Annotated in this window: 16 protein-coding genes and 3 other annotated features (1 of these 19 cut by a window edge); of the genes, 14 read left to right on the top strand and 2 right to left on the bottom strand. The window is 41.2% G+C overall.

Going from position 1 to position 15,892, the window contains the following annotated elements; translation table 11 throughout:
* Positions 1-34: 34 nt before the first annotated feature.
* On the bottom strand, positions 35-1,585 hold the full coding sequence (locus Q1B03_RS01970) for a hypothetical protein (RefSeq protein ID WP_299737616.1): 1,551 nt from the start codon (positions 1,583-1,585) through the stop codon (positions 35-37).
* Positions 1,586-1,921: 336 nt separating this feature from the next.
* On the opposite strand from Q1B03_RS01970, the gene Q1B03_RS01965 reads away from it, so the two are divergent.
* The 14 genes from Q1B03_RS01965 to Q1B03_RS01900 all read left to right on the top strand — a co-directional run bounded on the left by Q1B03_RS01965 (position 1,922) and on the right by Q1B03_RS01900 (position 15,047).
* A complete protein-coding gene (locus tag Q1B03_RS01965) occupies positions 1,922-2,197 on the top strand; it encodes a YhdT family protein (protein ID WP_299737613.1) in 276 nt (91 codons plus the stop codon).
* Positions 2,190-3,632, top strand: a complete 1,443-nt coding sequence (panF, locus tag Q1B03_RS01960; RefSeq protein WP_299737610.1) for a sodium/pantothenate symporter — start codon at positions 2,190-2,192, stop codon at positions 3,630-3,632. Before Q1B03_RS01965 ends, panF begins: the two co-directional genes overlap by 8 nt.
* 72 nt (positions 3,633-3,704) lie before the next feature.
* Entirely contained in the window at positions 3,705-5,201 is a 1,497-nt protein-coding gene (locus Q1B03_RS01955; protein WP_299737608.1) for an FAD-dependent oxidoreductase, read from the top strand.
* Between the two features lie 48 nt (positions 5,202-5,249).
* Positions 5,250-6,107 (top strand): GNAT family N-acetyltransferase, encoded by an 858-nt coding sequence (locus tag Q1B03_RS01950; RefSeq protein WP_299737606.1) that lies wholly within the window; start codon positions 5,250-5,252, stop codon positions 6,105-6,107.
* A 91-nt stretch (positions 6,108-6,198) separates the two neighbouring features.
* Positions 6,199-6,444: a binding site (T-box leader), on the top strand.
* Positions 6,445-6,489: 45 nt separating this feature from the next.
* Positions 6,490-6,739 (top strand) — a binding site (T-box leader).
* Positions 6,740-6,805: 66 nt separating this feature from the next.
* Positions 6,806-8,203, top strand: a complete 1,398-nt coding sequence (trpE, locus tag Q1B03_RS01945; protein WP_299737604.1) for an anthranilate synthase component I — start codon at positions 6,806-6,808, stop codon at positions 8,201-8,203.
* Complete coding sequence (locus Q1B03_RS01940; protein ID WP_299737602.1) at positions 8,200-8,811, top strand: aminodeoxychorismate/anthranilate synthase component II; 612 nt, start codon at positions 8,200-8,202, stop codon at positions 8,809-8,811. Before trpE ends, Q1B03_RS01940 begins: the two co-directional genes overlap by 4 nt.
* Positions 8,783-9,808, top strand: a complete 1,026-nt coding sequence (gene trpD, locus Q1B03_RS01935) for an anthranilate phosphoribosyltransferase (RefSeq protein ID WP_299737599.1) — start codon at positions 8,783-8,785, stop codon at positions 9,806-9,808. Before Q1B03_RS01940 ends, trpD begins: the two co-directional genes overlap by 29 nt.
* Positions 9,809-10,597, top strand: coding sequence for an indole-3-glycerol phosphate synthase TrpC (gene trpC, locus Q1B03_RS01930; RefSeq protein ID WP_299737597.1), 789 nt, complete (start codon positions 9,809-9,811; stop codon positions 10,595-10,597).
* Complete coding sequence (locus tag Q1B03_RS01925) at positions 10,594-11,199, top strand: phosphoribosylanthranilate isomerase (protein ID WP_299737595.1); 606 nt, start codon at positions 10,594-10,596, stop codon at positions 11,197-11,199. Before trpC ends, Q1B03_RS01925 begins: the two co-directional genes overlap by 4 nt.
* A gap of 33 nt (positions 11,200-11,232) precedes the next feature.
* On the top strand, positions 11,233-12,435 hold the full coding sequence (trpB, locus tag Q1B03_RS01920) for a tryptophan synthase subunit beta (protein WP_299737593.1): 1,203 nt from the start codon (positions 11,233-11,235) through the stop codon (positions 12,433-12,435).
* Complete coding sequence (gene trpA, locus Q1B03_RS01915) at positions 12,428-13,219, top strand: tryptophan synthase subunit alpha (RefSeq protein ID WP_299737590.1); 792 nt, start codon at positions 12,428-12,430, stop codon at positions 13,217-13,219. The genes trpB and trpA overlap by 8 nt, the downstream gene beginning before the upstream one ends.
* Positions 13,220-13,369: 150 nt before the next feature.
* Entirely contained in the window at positions 13,370-13,531 is a 162-nt protein-coding gene (locus Q1B03_RS01910; RefSeq protein WP_299737587.1) for a hypothetical protein, read from the top strand.
* Positions 13,532-13,664: 133 nt separating this feature from the next.
* Positions 13,665-14,669: a S66 peptidase family protein gene (locus Q1B03_RS01905; RefSeq protein WP_299737585.1), complete on the top strand. Its 1,005-nt coding sequence runs from the start codon at positions 13,665-13,667 to the stop codon at positions 14,667-14,669.
* Positions 14,670-14,681: 12 nt separating this feature from the next.
* Positions 14,682-15,047 carry a VOC family protein gene (locus tag Q1B03_RS01900; protein ID WP_299737583.1) on the top strand — a complete coding sequence of 122 codons (366 nt, stop codon included), beginning with the start codon at positions 14,682-14,684 and terminating at the stop codon, positions 15,045-15,047.
* 84 nt (positions 15,048-15,131) lie between these two features.
* Here Q1B03_RS01900 and Q1B03_RS01895 read toward each other — a convergent pair whose 3' ends face one another.
* Entirely contained in the window at positions 15,132-15,728 is a 597-nt protein-coding gene (locus Q1B03_RS01895) for a class I SAM-dependent methyltransferase (RefSeq protein ID WP_299737581.1), read from the bottom strand.
* A gap of 136 nt (positions 15,729-15,864) precedes the next feature.
* Positions 15,865-15,892, top strand: a binding site (T-box leader); it runs 237 nt beyond the window's last position.

Here is a 15,892-nt window from a genome sequence, read left to right as displayed (position 1 = left end):
TGTTTCCTATGATATTATTCAAATTCCCGACAAATCAAAACAAATTAAAAATATATGGTCCAATAGAAGTGGCATATAGAAGAATGTAAATACCCATGAAATAGAATACTCCACCAAAAGTACCCCAGTCAGGGTCTCTCCCAAATTTCCATAGGAGTGCAGTAATGGAGCTGATTACGAGTAATAGTACATACTGACTTCCTGAAAACATCAGGTATTCGGGTGCAGCAAAGTAGAAGTAATCGCCCATCGCTTTAGTGATGAAGGTTAGCGGCATTACTAAAAATATAATGATGGAGGCATATTCAACCCAGTTGATCTCTTCCTTCTCAAATATATTCGGTTTAAAAATATAAAGCAGAATTAAAAGAAATAAGGAAGGTAGTACCCAATAGAATGAAACCATGATCGTGATTAAACTGCTGAATATCATAAGTACGGAATTGTTAACGGCTTCTTTGACACTTCGTTTCGACCATTCAGTGCTTTTGGAGATAACCTGTGCATCCTGCGAAGCACCAAATAACTCATACGTATCCCCATCATAATCCAACCAGACAATGCTATACTTCGTAAGTTGATGTGGAGAATACGTAAAATGTTTTGTTGTACTGACTGGAGCCGCTATTAATTGATTAGAGTCACTGAAAGGTGCTACATATAGACTAATCGCATTATTATCCCCAACCCGATGACCTTCAGATGTGAAGAGAATGGATTTTTCCCCATTAATGGAAAGAAGTTGTGCGGTTCTTGGACTTTGAAGTTTGGCCCCTGATATTTTGTTCGTAAAATCAATTTTTGTGGGCTTCAAAATTGAAGATCCTATTTCATCTATCGGTGTTTGCAGCTTGAAAATCTTATATGACAATGTTCCCTGGGCTCGCATCTCTTCATTATAAAGAAGAGTTAATTGATTGCTTTCGGTGGCAAAGGTTAATCCATTAATATGATGATTCGTTGCTGTGTTAACAATTGCAAATGGATCCTTCACTACTTGTAACGTATCATCCATATAGTACAGGTGAGAGTGACCGTCATCTTGTCTAACCTGTACTACGGCACTGCCATTATTTCCAATATAGACGTCCAGTATTTCATTAGAAAAGCTGAAAACTTCTGTCACTAATGAATCAGCGGGGTTAAGAGAAAAAAGGTTCTCTTTATTCCAGAAGTACACAGATTTCAATGCAGTGCTGATACCTGTTGCTTCTTCAGCAATCGTCGTTACTTCATTACGCTCTGTAGAGATTAACTTGTCATCCTTGATCTGAATGACTTTTGTTCCGTCTGTCCAAAAAGGATGGCCCCGTGTAACGCTGGTGTTTAGCGTTGTTTCTTTGGTAGAATCCAATGATCCTTCGAAAGTTAGCCCTGTAATTTTTCCTTTGCTGGCCAAGAAGAGTCCTTCACTTCCATTAAAGATGACAGGGCGTTCTTCAGAATTGTAGTTTAATGGAATGGATCTGCTCCAGTCAGGCTGTGGTTGTTGTTTTACTTGTAAAAGCTGGTGGAGAAATAATGCTCCTATAAACATAACGATTAAAACTAAAGGTATTCCAAATGATTTGAATTTTTCTTTCAAACGTATCCCCCTCGATTCTCTATCACTATCACATGAGCTCAATTTAGAATTTTACCACAATTCACATTTTGAGGCACCAAATATTTCCTTCATTAAATAAAAGTTTTATGTTGACAATTATTATTAGAGGGATTACAATGATATTGAAAATCATTCTCATTTGAACAAAAGAGTTTCCCCCTCTTTCTATAGAGAATGGTTCATGAAAAACCCCCTTTATTAGATATAAAAAGACAGACCCGAAGCAGATGCTTCGGGTCTGTCTTTTCTATTGCATTTCATTTCTTCCTGTCGTAAATTGTTTAAGATGTGTATTTTAAGGAGGGATAAAAGTAAGTGGATCATAAAGAGGATAAACGGTTCAGGGTTGCTGGTCACGAGGCACTGATAGGAATAGCACTTGTTCTTATAAATTTCTTATGGTGGTATGGTTTTGCATTCGGGTTAGGTGGTCAACCGGTTTCAGATTACGATTGGATCCTCGGGATGCCTGAGTGGTTTTTTTACAGCTGCATCGTTGGCTTCTTTCTTATGGTATTGTTAGTGATTATCGTCGTAAAATACATGCTTACTGACATTCCGTTTGACGATGAGGAGGATAAGCATGAATAGTATGGCATTGATTCCCTTATTTGCTTTTTTAATCTTGATTTTTGTTGTGGGAATTTATTCTGCCAGAAAAGTGAGTAGAGCAGATTCCTTCGTCCAGGAATACTTCTTGGGAAGCCGTCAGCTTGGCGGATTTATTTTGGCAATGACCATGATCGCTACTTATGGAAGTGCCAGTAGTTTCATCGGAGGACCAGGCGCAGCTTATACATATGGTTTATCGTGGGTTCTTTTAGCCATGTCACAGGTTGTAACAGGATACTTTGTTCTCCTTATACTTGGGAAAAAGTTCGCGATTATGGCAAGGAAATACAAGGCCGTTACATTGATCGATTATCTACAAGGCAGATATGGCAGTAATAAGATTACCATTCTATCGGCCATTAGTATCATCCTCTTTTTATTCTCAGCGATGATTGCTCAATGGGTAGGGGGGGCACGTCTCATTGAATCATTAACCGGTTTATCCTACGAGAGTGCTCTTTTCCTGTTTGCGGTATCGGTTCTGGTTTATGTTATTATCGGTGGCTTTCGTGCGGTTGCCATCACGGATGCGATTCAGGGGGTGGTCATGCTTGGTGGGACGATTATTCTATTGATTGCCACTATCATCGCGGGAGGTGGCATGGAGAACATCATGATGGGATTGAAAGCGGAAAATCCTAATCTATTAAGTCCTCATGGCCATGATGGAGAACTAAGTGCCCGCTATATTTCTTCTTTCTGGATTTTAGTGGGTGTGGGTGTTGTCGGATTGCCTCAGGTGGCAGTCAGAGCCATGAGCTATAAGAATTCCAGGTCCTTGCACAGAGCACTTATCATCGGAACCATTGTGGTCGGTTCCATTATGCTTGGTATGCACTTAATTGGTGTGCTTGCAAGGGTCGTGGTCCCGGGAATAGAAATAGCTGATAAAGTCATGCCCCTTCTCGCTTTAGAAGTTCTTCCACCATGGCTTGCCGGAATTGTCCTGGCGGCTCCGATGGCGGCGATCATGTCGACAGTGGATTCGTTATTATTGATTGTATCCTCGGCTATTGTGAAAGATGTGTACATGAATTTCATCAATAAAGATGCAAAGGAAAAACAAGTCAAAAGGATTAGCTTTTGGGTGACGAGTATAACGGGTATTCTTGTTTTTCTTATGGCGCTCAGTCCTCCTGAATTAATTATCTGGCTTAATTTATTTTCATTTGGAGGCCTTGAAGCTGTTTTTATTTGGCCGATTGTTTTAGGTTTATATTGGAAAAAGGGAAATGCACAAGGTGCCGTTGCTTCAATGCTATCAGGACTGGTAGCGTACATCTTATTTCACAGTTTCGCACCTAATTATCTGGATATGCACACGGTGATTTTCCCAATTATCATTTCATTTTTCATGTATGTGCTCGTTTCCCTGTTTACTCAAGCACATTATCGTCAAGATGGATGGGTTTAACCCATCCATTTTTGTATTTATCGAGGGAAAAGAGTACGTTATAGAAAGAATCAATGAATTGGGTGAAGAATCTTGAAAAATTCTGTTGTCATAATAGGCGGAGGAATCGGTGGTCTGACCGCAGCTTCACTCCTTGGAAGTGCTGATTACAATGTACAGATTCTTGAGGCTTCCAGGGAATGGGGAGGATGCGCCGGTAAATTCCAGAGAGGAAAAGCCTTATTTCCTGTAGGGGCAACTCTTGGAATGGGGTTTGAAAAAGGAGGTATCCATCAGCGTATTTTTCACTATTTAGGGATAGAACCCCCTGTGTCTCTAATGCTTGATCAGGTTATGAATATTCATCTTCCAGACAAAACCTTTATATTCTACCGAGATAGGGAAACACATGTGAATGAGTTGAAGAAAGCGTATCCAGAAATATCAGAGGAGCTGAGCTCTTTTTATGAAGAAGTGTACAGGATTGCTACAGAAATACGAAAACTGATGGTCGCGTTGCCGATACTTCCACCTAAAACGATGAAGGACTGGATGGAGCTTACGTTTAGTTTGAAACCCGGATCTCTGATGCTACTTCCTGCCTTTCAAAAAACAATGATCGACTTATTAGAAAAACACGGAATCCACGAACACTCTTCATTTAAGCATTTTATCGATGGACAACTGATAGATAGCATGCAGGTGACCAGCGATCAGTGTACTTTATTGCTGGGGTGCTTGGCTATGGATATGTACCACGAAGGAGCATTCTATCTGGAAGGTGGATTATTCCAAATAGCCCATTGCCTTGTCCGGTTTTCAGAATCTGTAGGAGTTAAAACGACTTTAGGGAGAAAGGTGGTTAGCATCGATCGTGATCATCACGAAAAAGAATGGATAATCCTTGATCATAGGGGTAATGAATATCGTGCAAACCATATTGTATGCAACGTCCCGGTGCAATCTTTAAAAAATCTATTTGCCCCACAATATACACCAAAACTTGAAAACTATTTAAAAGGAAAAGAGAATGAAGATATTTGGGGCACCATGTCCCTTTACATGTTACTGAAAGAAGAATTACTCCCAGAGTCCTATCCTTTGTTTTCTCAAATTTGTGCAAGCCCAAATGGGAATATGTCAGAAGGGGATCATCTCTTCTTATCGCTATCCCATCCAAATGATCGTCAGCGTGCCCCGGAAGGATTCCGTACCTTAACGGTATCAACCCATACTAAATTAGAAAAATGGGAAACCAAAGAAAAATACGATTCTTACAAGGAGAATCTTAAAGAGAAAATGATCAATTCCATTGAGTTAGTCATTCCTACTATAAGAGATAGTCTTGTAAATCTTTACCCTGGGGCACCTAAAGCCTGGGAACGATTTACTGGACGGCCTGGGGGAATTGTCGGTGGATTTCCTCAATCTAATGGTCATGCTCTCTTCAATAGTCTTTCCCACAGGGCTCCCTTGAAAAATGTATGGGTATGCGGTGACTCAGTCTTTCCAGGTGCAGGGACCATCGGTGTATCTGTAAGTGCTTACCATGTATATCACTCCATTACAGGCAGAAAACTTCAGAAGTAAGGAGGAACCTCGACTACTTATGTCGAATTCTGGGAATGGGGTGATAATATGTATAAGGTGATCCAGTATAAAGACCCGAAAGTTTTCCAAGATAAGGTCTATTCCCTTTTAATGGAAGATGAAGCAGCGAATAACCTGCCTTTGGGTTTGTTGAACACGATGAAAACGAGTGACAAATATAAAGATCCGCTTCTTCTTTTAGTGGAAAGTGAGGTCGGGGCGGTGGTTGGATCCTTCATCATGACCCCTCCTCATTACCTTGTCAGTACACTTAAGGTGGAGAAAGTAGGAATTCAGGGAATAGCCGAACAGCTCATAGCGTTCTGCGAGAATACCAATATCACCATTCCCGGTTTTGTTGCTGAGAAAGAAACCGCACTTCAATTGACTCATGCATGGTGTCACGTTATGGGAGAGAGTTTCAATGTCCGTATGAGGCAACGTGTTTACCAATTGAATAAGGTGAATGATATTCCTTTAAGTGATGGGAAAATGGTTCCCGTACGGAAGGGCCAGGAGGAACTTTTAGCCCGATGGCTCCTTGGATTTATCGAGGATACAGAAGTGCTACCCATGTCGGGTGAAGAGGCTCTTGAAAGGGCGAAAGATATGATTGAAAATGAACCATATGTGTACTTTTGGGAAGTGGACGGAAGGCCTGTTTCCATGGCACGGGGGGCAAGGAGAACGGAAAACGGCATTACCGTTAATTTTGTATACACCCCTTCAGAATACAGGAAAAAAGGATACGCGTCTTCTGTTGTAGCAGAACTGAGCCGTCTATTGTTGAAGGACCACTCCTTTTGTTCGCTCTATACGGACCTGGATAATCCCACCTCCAACAAGATTTATATGGAAATCGGCTATAAGCCCGTGTGCGATTCGATGATGATTTCCGTTGTGTGAACCTTTTGATGCATATCGGAATATTATTTCATATAAATAGTTGACATTGTGAAGGAATGCTATTAGTATAATAAACAATTAATTAAATGAGCGAATGGCTTTGACGAAGAGGAGTACCTCTGATCGACACTTAAGAGAGCTGGTGGTTGGTGAGAACCAGTGTGAACGATCTTTGGGAATGGACTTCTGAGCCTCCAAACCGAAACTTCAGGGAGTAGGCTTTGGCGAATGTCTTATCGTTATAAAAGACGCGTATTAAAGCAAACCGCTTCGATACGATAAAGTGGACTGTTCAGGCAGTCAACAAAGGTGGCACCACGGGTATCTCGTCCTTTACATGATGTAAATGGATCGAGATGCCCTTTTTTTATAACTGAATAATGATAAATCGTTGAGTAAGAGGAGTACATTCAAGTGATGCATGACAGAGAGCTGAGGATGGTGAGACCTTGGCATGATAGCTTGTCTGGAATGGACTTATGAGTGATGATCTGAATGGAAGTAGGATCGTACGGAATTCCACCGTTAAATGGATAGAGTATCGGGTTATTCATTCCCTGTACTTGAAGCAAGAGGGGATACATCAAAGTATCCCAACTAGAGGTGGCACCGCGGTCAGCATCGTCCTCTATGAACAGATCTTTCTGTTCATAGGGGACTTTTTTATTTTAAGCGGAACATTGAATTGGAGGCATGAAATGATGAAACAGCAAGCATTGGATTATGTGGTGAAAGAATTAAACGGAGACATCTTTACACCCATCTCACTTTTTCAATCGTTAAAAGGTAAGAAGAAATTTTTATTGGAGAGCTCATTGAAGCATGAACAATCCGGTCGGTATTCATTTGTTGGGAGTGATCCATTTCTAGAGTGTAAAGCATACGGAAATACCGTACAGTTAAAAAAATCATCTACAAATGAAGTTGATGAAAGAGTGGGGGATCCCATTCAAATCATACAAAACCTTATTCCTTCCCACAAACTAAAAAGTGCGCCTTTTCCTTTTACAGGTGGGGGGATTGGATATCTGGGATATGACGTTATTCGACTCTACGAAGACATCGGTGTAACTCCTCAAGATGAATTGGAAATGCCGGATATTCATCTCATGTTTTATGAAAAAGTCATTGTGTTTGATCATCTGGAACACAAAGTATTTATTGTCGTCATGAATGAGTGGACAGAGGATCAGACAGGAGATCTGGATAAAAAGGTGAAGGAAGTCGAGGCTGAGCTGAGCAATGTGTATTTGAAAACTCATAAAAAGAATCTGGATCGCCTTTCTTTCCATGCCCAAACCTCAAAAGATGAATTCATGGTAAAAGTGGAGGAGGCAAAGCGATCCATAGGAGAAGGTGAGATATTTCAAGTCGTCCTCTCTCAAAGACTTAAGGCGTCCTTTTCCGGTGATCCATTTTCATTCTATAGAAGCTTGAGGAAATCTAACCCGTCCCCTTACATGTTCTTCATTGATTTCGAGGATTATGTCGTAATGGGTGCATCACCAGAAAGCTTGCTGAAAGTTCAAGGGAGGGAAATCACCACGAATCCAATTGCAGGAACGCGAAGAAGGGGAGAAACACTTGACCTGGACAGGGAGCTCGAGAAGGAATTACTTACAGATGAAAAAGAAATCGCTGAACATCGAATGCTGGTTGACTTAGGAAGAAATGATTTAGGGAGAGTTTGTGAGATCGGCTCGATTTACCTTTCAAAGTATTTAACGATTGAGAGATATAAATATGTCATGCACATCGTTTCGGAAGTAAAGGGTGAATTAAAAGAAGAAGTGAAACCACTGGAAGCATTAACAAATTGCTTGCCGGCAGGTACCGTCAGCGGAGCGCCGAAAATCAGGGCGATGCAAATCATCAATGAACTTGAAACCACAAAGCGCGGCGTGTACTCAGGTGCCGTCGGGTATATCGGGGTGAACGGGAATTTGGATTTTGCCCTCGCCATCCGGACGATGGTTCTTAAGGATAAAACGGCATACGTTCAAGCCGGTGCCGGGATTGTTTATGATTCAGACCCAGCCAGTGAATATGAAGAAACCATGAATAAAGCAAAATCATTATTGGAGGTGACAGGATGATCCTTCTTATTGATAACTATGATTCCTTTACGTATAACCTGTATCAATATATAGAAGAGCTCGGTGAAGAAGTAATCGTGAAACGGAATGATGCTATTTCATTAGAAGAAATCAAGGAATTGAATCCTGCGGGAATCATTCTATCACCAGGTCCAGGGAAACCAGAAAATGCAGGCATTTGCATCTCGATTATACAGAATCTTCACGCTAGTGTGCCGATTTTCGGGGTTTGTTTAGGGCATCAGGCTATCGGGGCCGCATTCGGGGCAACCATCGAAGTCGCTGAGAAAGTCATGCACGGAAAAACATCCCTTATTAAACACGACGGCAGCGGAGTATTCGAGTATCTGCCGCAACCATTAGAAGTGATGAGATATCATTCCCTGGTGATTAAGAATGGGACCCTGCCGACACAATTAGAGGCTGTCGCATTGTCCATGGATGATAGAGAAATCATGGCGATAAAGCATATGAAGTATCCAATGTACGGGGTTCAATTTCATCCGGAATCCATTGGTACGAAAACAGGAAAGAAAATCATTCAAAACTTTTTAGTTCATATGAGAAAGGAGAATAACCGTGAAACCTTATCTACAGAAGCTATCTAGCGGTCATTCATTAGAGAAAGAAGATATGAGAAGAGCAGTAGAAGAATTGTTCATTGAAGAAACAACGGATAGTCAAATCGCCTGTTTCCTGACCTTATTAAAAACGAAGGGGGAAACAGTAGATGAAATTACCGCTCTTGTTGAAGTTTTAAGGGAGAAAGCGATGCCGATTAAAAGCACATTAACTGGAATATTAGATAACTGCGGAACAGGTGGAGACGGATCACAGAGCTTTAATATCAGTACAACGAGTGCATTTGTTCTTGCCGGTGCCGGGGTGAAGGTTGCGAAACATGGTAACAGAAGTATTTCCAGTAAAACCGGTAGTGCAGATGTGTTAGAACATTTAGGAGTAGCACTCGATTTTCAACCACATGAGGTTGAAAGTTTACTGAATGAAACCAATATTGCTTTTCTATTTGCACCCCATATTCACTCAGGTTTAAAAAAGGTAATGAAGGTACGGAAAGAATTAAAGATTCCTACCATCTTTAATCTCATTGGACCGTTAACCAATCCGGTTCATCTGGAAACACAGCTCCTAGGGGTATATAGAAGAGATAAATTAGAAACAATGGCGCATGTTTTACATGAATTAGGCAGAAAACGGGCGATTGTCCTTAATGGGGCTGATTACATGGATGAAGCCTCATTAGCAGGAGAAAATCATCTCGTACTGCTGGATCAAGGGGAAATTACTTCACTTACATTAACAGGAGAAGATGTCGGCCTTCCTTGTTATTCCCTGGAAGAGATACGTGGAGGGGACGCTGGAGACAATGCCATTATTTTAGAAGATGTGTTAAATGGGAAGAAAGGGGCTTACACTGATACGGTCTTATTCAATACAGGAATCGGCCTGTTCGCTCATGGCAAAGCGGCAACATTTGCAGAAGGTGTAAAGCTTGCCAGAGAAAGTATAGAAAGCGGTCGTGCAAAAGAAAAGCTCCACTCATTGGTTCGTTATAGTCAACAACGTCGAAAGCAGGTGATTTAATTGTCTACCATTCTACACACCATTCTTGAAAAAAAGAAAGAGGAAGTTAAAGAGTTAAAGAATGCAGGTTATGAACCCTATTATTATAAGGGTGCTCCCGATCATTCCTTATATGAAGCATTAAAAACAGCATCCAGATTACAAGTGATTGCTGAAATTAAGCGGGCATCTCCATCAAAAGGAGATATCCGAACAGAAGTGAATCCTGTGATTCAAGCAAAGAAGTATGAAGAAGCGGGAGCATGTGCCATATCGGTATTAACCGATGCTCCTTTCTTTAAAGGAAGTATGGAGGATCTCGCGAATGTTCGTAAAGCAGTCTCCCTCCCCATTCTTTGTAAAGACTTTATTATCGATGAAATACAGATAGATCGTGCAAAAGACGCCGGGGCAAATGTCATTCTTCTAATAGTGGCTGCCCTGGATAATAATAGATTACAGGAATTATATTCTTATGCAACGAAGCTTGAACTGGAAGTTCTGGTGGAAGTTCATAATGAAGAAGAAATGAATGTTGCAATCGAATTAGGGGCAACCATAATTGGTGTGAATAATCGCAACCTGAAAACCTTTGAAGTAAATCTGCTTATCACAGAAACTCTTGGCTCCATGGTAAATGGAACAGATATCGTGTTCATAAGTGAAAGTGGAATAAGAAATGAAGCAGACTGTCATCAAGTCGTAATCGCAGGTGCGGATGGAGTCCTCGTCGGAGAGTCGTTAATGAGAAGTGATGACCCTGCAACTAAGCTTGCCTCCTTACAAGTAAGAAAAGGTGTGGTGAAATGACCAAAGTAAAGGTGTGTGGAATTAGAAGACAAGAAGAGGCTCTGTGGGCACTTGAAGCTGGAGCTGATGCGATAGGATTCGTGTTCGCAGATAGTAAAAGAAAAATTGACGCGGAATCAGCAGCACTAATAAGTGCTTCACTGCCTTCGAATGTATTAAAAATTGGCGTGTTTGTAAATGAGGCTAAAGAGAAGATGGAGGAAATATCCAGAACAGTAAATCTAGATTACGTACAGCTTCATGGAGATGAATCAGTCCAGTTTTGTAATAGTCTCAATATTCCTTTTATCAAGGCGATTTCGATAAAGGAAAAAGAAGACTTAGATGGGATCGAATTCTTTGGCGGAGAGATGATTTTGGTGGATAGCGGAAAGGGGCCTCATCGTGGAGGGAATGGGACGACGTTTAATTGGGATTATGTCCATGAACTAAACATCCCTCAACACTTGCTCCTTGCCGGTGGATTGAATCTGGATAATGTTCGGGAGGCGATCACAAAGGTCCGTCCCTATATGGTGGATGTTTCAAGTGGTGTGGAGACGGATGGGAAGAAGGATAGAAGAAAGATAGAATCATTTATTCAAGAGGCGAAGTCGGTATAACGATTGATTAAATCAATGAATGGAGGAATTGAGATGATATACGCACAACCAGATCAAAAAGGGTTATTCGGGCAATTCGGGGGAAGGTTCGTTCCGGAATCATTGATGAAGGCTGTTCAAGAATTGGAAGAGGCTTATGATGAAGCCTCTAAGGATGAAGAATTCCAAGTGAAACTTCAAAACTACTTAAAGGATTATGTAGGAAGAGAAAACCCACTCTACTTTGCTGAAAATCTAAGCAAACAGGTAGGGGGAGCGAAAATCTATTTAAAACGTGAGGATCTCAATCATACGGGTGCTCACAAAATCAATAATACAATCGGTCAGGCCCTGCTTGCAGAACGGATGGGCAAAAGAAAAATCGTGGCGGAAACAGGGGCAGGGCAGCACGGTGTGGCGACGGCAACGGTATGCGCTCTATTAAACCTGGATTGCGTCATTTTTATGGGGGAGCAAGACATTCGCAGACAGAAGCTCAACGTATTCAGAATGGAGTTAATGGGAGCGAAAGTGGTGAGTGTCACCCAGGGAAGTGCCACATTAAAAGATGCAGTCAATGAAGCTCTGCGCTACTGGGTAGCGAATGTAGAGGACACACACTACATTATTGGCTCCGTTTTGGGACCACACCCATTTCCTAAAATGGTACGGGATTTTCAAAGTGTGATCGGGAAAGAAACAAAGCGACAATTCTTCGAAAAAGAAAAATGCCTGCCAAAGGCCATCGTCGCTTGTGTTGGAGGCGGCAGCAATGCCATCGGAATGTTTCACCCGTTCATTGATGATAGAGAAGTTGACTTATACGGTGTGGAAGCGGCTGGAAGCGGGATTGAAACCGACAAACATGCAGCCACATTAACAAAGGGGTCCGTCGGGATTCTTCATGGCAGTATGATGTATCTGCTGCAAAATGATGAAGGGCAGATTCAAGAAGCCCACTCGGTTTCAGCAGGCCTTGATTACCCTGGTGTCGGTCCGGAACATAGCTACTTGAAAGATATTGATAGAGTGGAATATTCGTCGATCTCAGACGTGGAAGCATTAGCGGCATTTAAGCAATTATCCCAGACAGAGGGGATTATACCAGCACTGGAAAGCTCACATGCAGTCGCCTATGCGGTGAAGTTAGCTGAAAATATGTCAACAGAAGAATCGGTTGTCATCTGTTTGTCAGGTAGAGGAGATAAAGATGTGGAACAAGTGAAAGAGTTGCTGGGAGGTAGTCAACATGGGTAAAACATTTCTTGAAAACACGTTTAAAGCTGAACTGGATAAAGGAAATAAACTGTTCATTCCTTACGTGATGGCAGGGGATGGGGGGATAGAGTCCTTGATATCGACTTTGAAAATGCTCGAAGAAAGAGGAGCGACGGCCATTGAAGTCGGGATCCCGTTCTCGGATCCCGTTGCCGACGGACCGACCATCCAAGAGGCGGGGAAGCGGGCCCTGGAAAATGGGACGACACTACAAAAGGTTTTTGAAGTGTTAAAGGAAAGCAGAAAGGAAATTGGCATTCCGTTAGTCTTTATGACATATATTAACCCCATCTACAAATATGGAGTGGAGCGTTTCTTTCGGGATTGTAAGGATGCAGGGGTGGACGGTGTGATCATTCCTGATCTGCCACTTGAACATCATGAATTGGTTAGGGGACCATCTCAAGAAAATGGTATCGCCCTTATTCAATTAGCAACGCTTACGAGTCCGTTAGAGAGAATTCAGAAATTAGCTTCCGTTACTGAAGGTTTCCTTTATGCTGTTACGATTAATGGTATTACAGGAACGAGAGAAGGGTTTGGCAACGATATTTCAGATCACCTAAATAAATTGAAAGAAAACAGTCCGGTCCCAGTACTTGCGGGGTTTGGAATATCCACTCCTGAACATGTGCGTACCATGAGTAAGTACTGTGATGGAGTAGTCGTTGGAAGCAAAATAATCGATTTGATCCAGCATGAATCGTTTGAGGAAATAAAAGAATTAATCAGTGCTTCAAAGGCTAAAGCATTACATTTGTAAAGATTACTGAATTATTCGTAAATAAATGAACGCCTAGATTAACAGATTCTAAATGTGTGTTAAATAAAGGTAAATAGCCTTCTTTTTCCTCGTGAAATCAGTATGATAGAGATGTAGTTGAACAAAGCATCATAACAGGAGGCTATTAAAATGAAAAGTATGAAAAAGTGGTTATTAATGTTAATGACAGCTCTATCAGTAGTAACATTTGCAGCCGGATGCAGCAGTGACACAGAGGAAGACACAGGAACTGAAACGGAAGAAAACATGGAAGAAGAAAGCAACACTGAAGAAAGCAACACGGAAGAGTAAAATGGGTACAGTCAGTCCTAAGTGGGCTGGCTGTTTTATTTTCAGATCAGAAATACGAAGATTAAGGTTGTATTGTACTACTATTTCAATTAATCTGACAATATAAGACATAATTGATAGAGAGGTCAGACGGATGACGATTCCAAATCGATTAAAAATAGGAGATACGATTGGGATTTGTTCCCCATCTTCTCCAGTCGCTGCTCATTGCCCTAAAAGATTGAAAAGGGGGATTGAAGAGCTTAAGAGGTTGGGCTTTAACGTGAAAGTAGCGCCAAACACGTTGAAAATACAAGAGTATATGGCTGGTACCGTTGAGGAAAGAGTGGAGGACCTGCATAATCTCTTCGGGGATAAGAATGTAAAAGCCATCATCACCACAATAGGAGGAACCTGTTCTCATCAACTTCTGGATCATCTTGATTTCTCATTAATCCAAAATAATCCAAAAGTTTTTCTCGGCTTCAGTGACATAACCGCTCTCCACATGGCAATTTATCAAATTACCGGCCTCACAACATATCTTGGACCTGCCGTTCTGCCTCAGTTTGGGGAATATGGAGGAGTACTAACATACACAAAGGAACACTTTTTCCAATCACTCGTTCAAGGAGAAAGAGTAGATTACTCTGCCTCTCCATCCTATGTAATGGAACATTTATGGTGGGACGAAGAAGACAATCGTTTAAGAGAACAAGTTGAAAATAAGGGACCTCGTGTAGTCAAAGAAGGAAGAGCAGAAGGGAAAATCATTGCAGCCAATATGGGAACCATGCTCCTTCTCGCAGGAACAGAATACTTTCCGGATCTCGATGGTGCCATCTTATGTATTGAAGATGATCCAGAGGAAACCCCGTCGTCAATTGATCGATATTTAACTCAACTCAGACACATGGGGGTATATTCTAAAATTAAAGGTCTTGTCATTGGACGCTTTCATGATCACGTTAGCTTCAAAGAAAATCAACTGGCCGGCATTTTATCCCGTGTAACAGAGGGGTATGAAATCCCAGTCGTTACGGACCTGGATTTCGGTCATACTGATCCTATGTTTATCCTTCCAAACGGAATCCGAGCCCGGCTTGAAGTTCACGGAAATCAAATTGACTTTCACCTGGTGGAAAAGCCGGCTACATAAGGAGGAGTTCATATGATTCAAAGAAAGCTGAATACAGTGTTTATTCCCGTGTTTAATCTAAAGGAGTCTGTGGATTGGTACGGAAAAGTGCTAGGTTTTGAAATCGATCCCGTGCAGTATAAGGAGATTGGGGAGCTTCCCGTATATACTTTTCAGATGGGGGAAACATCCCTAACTTTAGAAGAGGAAAAAGGATTCACTCCACCTGTTTCTAATGTTCCCATCTGCAATTTCCATACGACTCAAATTGAAAAAGTAAGAGAAGACTTTCACGAAAAGAAAGTCACATTTGAATCAGGGATCATCACGTTTCCAGACTTTTCATATTTTAACTTTAGGGATATTAACGGGAATTTATTAATGATTTGCACGGGTTAAAGAGGATTGAATATATGTAAACGGTATAGGAAAAAACCTCCTATAGGAATTGATTTTCTTCAGGAGGTTCTTGTTTATGCAAATCTACTTCACACCCTTCACACATACCGTTAAAGCGGGTTTAACATTTTTATAAGAAAGAGTGATATCTTTAAAGCCAGCTTCATGCAAAGCTTCAGAAATACTTTCACCATAGTGTTTCGCCCGGCTATCCCTTTCTTCATCCCCGCGTGGTTGAACGGTGATGAGAAGGGTGCCGCCCTTTTTAAGCATATTATATAAATGTGAAAGGGATTTTTCCTGGTCCTTCCATAGTGGATAGTTATTGACGGAAAAAATCCGATCGTACTCAACATTGTTCAATTCAAATTGACTGATATCATGAAGAAATAACCGAACTCTTCCATTCTCAATGGCTTTTTCATTCTTATTCTGTGCAGCATTCTTCATTGTGTCAGAAATATCAACCCCATCCACAAGCGATTTAGGGAAATGACTTGAAATGCGATGAATACAATATCCGGGCCCATAGCCTACTTCCAAAATATGATCGCCATCTTTAATCGACAATTGCTTAATGGACCAATTATTTATTTTTCTATTATCGAATTCCATTACTTTTCCGGCAAACCAGCCGAGTAATCCATTAGGACGCTTGAATTGCTTTTGTAATGAAAACAACAGGGCATCACCTCTTTTGATGAAATCTGGCCTAATAAAATAGTATCGTCTATTCACCTTTCCACTAATACACACAAATAAAACCTTTAAAGAAATGTTGCAATTTTTTAAAAAAGTGGCATAATATAAACAAATCTAACTTGCGTTGATGAGAAGAGTCCATA

Origin of the sequence: uncultured Rossellomorea sp. (assembly GCF_947488365.1) — a bacterium.
Classification (GTDB): Bacteria; Bacillota; Bacilli; order Bacillales; family Bacillaceae_B; genus Rossellomorea.
The sequence above is the reverse complement of the archived record's forward strand: the minus strand, read 5'-3'. Positions and strand labels throughout refer to the sequence as shown.